At 68.5% G+C, this 3,998-nt stretch carries 3 protein-coding genes; all 3 read right to left on the bottom strand.

Translation table 11 applies throughout. The features are described 5' to 3' along the window. Positions 1-144, bottom strand: a 144-nt coding sequence (locus H531_RS14105) for a transposase family protein (RefSeq protein WP_169562216.1), incomplete at its 3' end; no start/stop codon positions are given. A gap of 57 nt (positions 145-201) precedes the next feature. Then, complete coding sequence (locus H531_RS0112170) at positions 202-3,462, bottom strand: DUF499 family protein (RefSeq protein WP_022799589.1); 3,261 nt, start codon at positions 3,460-3,462, stop codon at positions 202-204. Between the two features lie 130 nt (positions 3,463-3,592). Next, positions 3,593-3,998, bottom strand: a 406-nt coding sequence (locus tag H531_RS13275) for a zinc ribbon domain-containing protein (RefSeq protein WP_033399357.1), incomplete at its 5' end; no start/stop codon positions are given.

The raw sequence follows: 3,998 nt of genomic DNA, 5'->3' as shown, positions 1-3,998 counted from the left end.
GCGGGCGAAGCGTTCCACGCCGCGCAGGGAGTCCACGCGGGAAAGGAAAGCCACCAGGATGAGGGCCAGAAGACCCCAAAGGGGGTACTGCCGGTTGCGAGCCCGGGGGTCTGGGACCTGGGATAGGGCTTCAGGCAGGGTCATGCCCCTTATCAACCCCCAGAGCCGCTTGGGGCTGGGTCAACCCCAGCACCCCCATCCTCAAGCCTCCTCGAAGGAGGCCTCGGCGCCGAGCACCCGGCTGTTCTCCCGAAGAACCCGCTCCAGGCCCTCGGGGAAGCCCTCCGGGGCCTCGGCGTGGGCCTCGAGGACCACCTCAAGCCGGACCCCCCCCTCCTTGGCCAGGTGAAGGAGCACCTCCTGGGCCAAAGTCTGAACGTCGGAAAGAAGGTTCTCCACCCGAAGGGCCTTCTTCAGGTAGAAGCGCTTGGGCCTCGAGGCCTTGGGAGGAAGGGGTGCGTGCTTGACCTCATCGGGGCGCTTGATGCTGTCCGGAACGTCCGGGTTCGTGGAGGGTTCGCCCCTTGGCTTCCACATGCGGGCGGCCAACTCGGGCCGCAAGAGGTAGCCCCCAAGGGAAGGGGCCACCTCCCCTCCCAGGACCACACCCTTGGGAACCCCCCCTTCCAGGCTCTCGGCGTACCCGAAGCGCCTCTCCCCTACTCCCTGGGCCACGGTGGCCAGGAAGGTTCCCTCGTCCTTGAGCTTTGGCAGGTAAGCGTAAGCGGCGAAGTCCTCCCAGAGCCTCCTCAAGGGGAGGATGCCTTCCGGCTCGGCCACCTGCCAAAACCCGTAGCCCTCCAGGGTTGCCTCCAGGAAAGCGGGGTGCCACTTGGTGAGGACCAGCCCCTCGCTCTGGGCCTTGGCGGCTACCCGCTCCAAGGGGTTTCCGCTTCCCTGGAGGCGGATGGCGTTAAGCTCGAGGTCCGGCGCCTTGGGGTTGGGCTGGTGGAAGACGAGGAGGTAGCGGTAGGCCTCCTCGAGGCGCACCCTTAGGGTCTCCTCCGCCTGGCGGAGACGGCTCTCCACCTGGCGCACGTCCCCCGCCCCGAGGTTCAGGCGCTCGCGGTCCTCAAAGATGGAACGCCAGGCCAGGTACTGCCGCGCCGCCTCCTCCAGGTCCGGGACCAGGGTGGCCTCAGGAGCGAGAAAGAGAAGGGTGTTGCGGTAGCGCCTTGGGGCCTGGCCTCGCCTCTCCAAGATCTCCTGGGCCGCCCTCTCCGCCTCCGAGCCCCCCTTGGCGTAGGGCGACTTGGGGGAGAGGACCACCAGGCGAAGGGCGGGCTCGTCCGGCACCTCCTCGGAGCCCGCCGGGGCCACATGCACCGCCTGGAAGAGGGCGGGGCGGCCCTTGGCCCAGGTCCGTAGGCGCCCCTCCAGCTCCATGAGAACCTCCTCCCGGGAGAGAGCCGCGGCCCGGTCCTGGGCCACCCGGTTGAGGCTCGGCCGGGTGTCAAACCAGTACCGGTCCCCCTCGGCGTGGAGATAGGTTAGGCGCTCGGAAAGGGCCTTCAGGGCCTCGGTGAAAAGAGCCGGGTTCTCCCCAGGGTGGGCTACCCCCAGCTTGACCCGGACCCCCTCCACCCCCCGGGGCTTCCCCGTGGGAGCCGCCCCGGCGGGCGCCGTGGCCAGGAAGACCGCCCGGGCCACCCTGCGGGCCGCCTGGTGGCGCCCCAAAGAGGGCCGCTCCCGCTCCAGGGCGAAGGCCTTGGCGTTGGGCCCATCTATATCGGCGTCAATCACCTGGTCAAACCCCTCCTGGTGGCGCGAGAGGTGGCGCACGAGCTCATAGCGGGGGCCCCCGGCTCCCAGGGGAAGGCCCCCGGGAAGGATCACCGGGGAAGCGTCCCCGCCCGCCCACAGGGTGTAGACCACCGAGGCCAGGAGGCGGAGCACCCCGCGGGTGCGCTGGAACCCCTCGAGGGTGGCCCAGTCCTCGTAGAGCCGGTCAAAGAGCTCCGGATGGATGGGGTAGGCGAGGCGCATCCTTTCCTCGTAGTGGGGCTCGAGGACCTCGCTCGGGAACTCCCCCCGGTGCTCCCGGTAGTAGCGCATGTACTCCCGCACCACCGCGTCCCGCTGGCGGAAGCCCTCCTCTGAGAGGGGCTGGAAAAGCCTGCGGCGGACGATCTCGTAGGTCTCGTCCTGGGTGGCGGGCTGCCACACGGACTCCAGCCTCCCGAAGACGTTCTGAAGGCGGATTAGGGCCTCCCTCCCCCCTCCTCCCCCCACCTCAGCGTCCGAGGCAGGGAGGGAAGCCACCAGCAGGACGCGGGGGCTGCGCTTAGCGGCCTCGGTGAGGGCCTGGGCGAAGGTGAGGTTTTGATCAAAGGTTCCGGCGGGAAGGTCCGTTTCCCCGTAGAGGTTGCGCAGGAAGGCTACCCATTCGTCAATGAGCACCAGGGCTGGGCTGAAGCGGTCAAAGAGCTCCTTGAGGACGTCGGAACCAGGGGCCACGCCGGTGCGGTCCTCCGCCTCCACCATGCGGTAGCCCTCCACGCCCCCGAGCTGGTAAGCGAGCTCCCCCCAGAGGGTCCGCACCACCACCCCCTCGGGCTTCGGATGGGTGCGGGCGGGGCTATAGGCCGTGCCCACGAAGACCACCCGCCGCGCCACCGGCACCCCTTGCACCCCCGTCTGGGCGAGGAGGTCCTCCAGACCAGGCACCTCCCGCGGGTCCACCTTTCCCCCAAAGAGGTGGTAGAGGGCCAGCATGGAGTGGGTCTTGCCGCCCCCGAAGGGGGTCTGGAGCTCCACCACCGGGTCTCCTCCCTCCCCCGCGAGGCGGCGGATGGCCGTGAGGAGAAGCCGCTTGAGCCCCGTGGTAAGGTGGGTGCGGCGGAAGAACTCCAGGGGGTTCTGGTACTCCTCCCCGGCCTCGCCCCGGTGAACCTGGGCTAGGTCGGCGGCGAACTCGGCCTCGCTGTACCGCCCCGAGGCCACGTCGGGGTGGGGCGTGACCACCTCCCGCCAGGGCTTGAGCCCCTGGGAAAGGGCGGCCGGGGACTGCTTGACCGCCCGTTCCACCTCCCGCTTCGTCTCCTCCTCAAAGCGGCGCCTCAGGAGCTCCCGGGCAAGGCGGCCCGTTTCCCGGGCCTCTTCGGCGGCGATCATCTCCAGGAGGCGGGTCATGCTGTCCAGAGCCCGGTGGGCGTCCTCAAAGGAGAAGGCGCCCTGGTGGGCCCAGCGGTTGCGGAACTCCAGAAGCTCCTTCACCAAGGTCCGGCCCCAGCGCCCGAGCTTCTCGTCAAAGACCTCGCCCCAGCGGTAGTCCATGAGCTTGAGGAGAGCCTGGACGTCGGGGTCCTGGAGGGAGGCCTTGTCCCCCCTGAGAACCTCCGCCGCCTCCCTGGGCCAGTCCTCGCTGTAGACCCGCCGATACTCCCGCTCCACGAAGGGTTTAAGGCCCGACCTGAGGAGGTCCAAGCCCTTTCCCACCATCTCCCGGTTGCTGAGCGCCATATCTCCAAGATTAACCCCCGAGGCGAGCCCCCGGGGGTTGCTCTTAACCCCTAAGCTTTCCAGGCGGGAAGCCACAGCCGGGGAAGCCCCATCTGCCCCGTGAAGAAGTCCACGTGACCTCCTCCCACCCCTAAAGGGGCAGGCTTCCCCATTGAGGGAAGCTGACGCGGATGTAGGGATGGCTCCCCAGCACCCGCATAGCGGCTTCCCTCTCCAGGGGCTTAAGCTCGGGCCGGTCCAGCCCTACGGCCTGATGGGGGCTCAGGCCAAGCCCTTTCCTCAAAACGACCAGCGCGGCGTTTACATCCCGGTCGCACTTCCAGCCGCAACCGCACTCGATGACCCTGTCCGATAGGGAAAGCGCATGCCGCCTCCCGCAGGCGTAGCACTCTTTGGTGGTAGGCTCGAACCTCTCCACGACGATAGGCGTCTCAAGGCTACGCCTCAACCTTGACTTCAGTCCGCCTATCCCCGAGGAGTGGACCTGCCTGCCAAAAAGCCCCGCCCAGTTCTTCACGGAGTCGTCCTGGAACACC

It is taken from the genome of Thermus islandicus DSM 21543, assembly GCF_000421625.1.
Taxonomy (GTDB): Bacteria; Deinococcota; Deinococci; order Deinococcales; family Thermaceae; genus Thermus; species Thermus islandicus.
This window is presented reverse-complemented; position numbering and strand designations above follow the sequence as displayed.